The sequence below is a fragment of the Pseudomonas sp. 05T35 genome, from assembly GCF_056396605.1.
Map to the genome: position 1 here is coordinate 1 of NZ_JBFTLU010000886.1, position 602 is coordinate 602.

Annotated in this window: 1 protein-coding gene; it reads right to left on the reverse strand. The window is 59.8% G+C overall.

The genetic code is table 11. The annotated features are described in order from the left end of the window. Positions 1–602 (reverse strand): class II aldolase/adducin family protein (locus tag AC1DH9_RS30490; RefSeq protein WP_477809499.1); only part of this gene is annotated, 602 nt, incomplete at both ends.

The window sequence follows — 602 nt, forward strand, 5'->3', positions numbered from 1 at the left end:
CGATCAGGGTCAATGCCGCCGACCAGGCCAGCTCGATGATGTTTTCGGCATCGTCCTGTTCGAATTGTTCAGCCGTGTGAACACAGACCTCCGGCGACGGAAAATTCAGCTCACACCCGCCCGCCAACGCCTGTACCTGCGCCTGGCAGGCACGCTCCAGAAAGTAAATTTCCTGGAACGAGTGAGCCACACTGGCGCCGCCCACCAACAGTCCGTGATTGCGCAGGATCATCGCCTTGTGCGGTCCCAGATCGGCAATCAACCGCTCGCGCTCATCCAGCGACAAAGCGATACCTTCATAGGTGTGATAAGCCAGCTTGCCGTAGAACTTCAGCGCGTGTTGAGTGATCGGTAGCAGGCCTCGTTTCTGTGCAGCCACCGCCATGCCCGCCGCCGTGTGGGTATGGATCACGCAGTTCAGATCGGGGCGGGCCATGTGGATCGCAGAATGGATCACGAAGCCCGCCGTGTTGACTCGATGATCCGCGTACGCCGGATCGACAATTCGGCCCTGCTGATCGATGCGCACCAGATCCGAGGCGCGCATGCGATCAAAGATCACCCCGTAGCGATTGATCAGGAAGTGATGCTCGGGCCCTGGG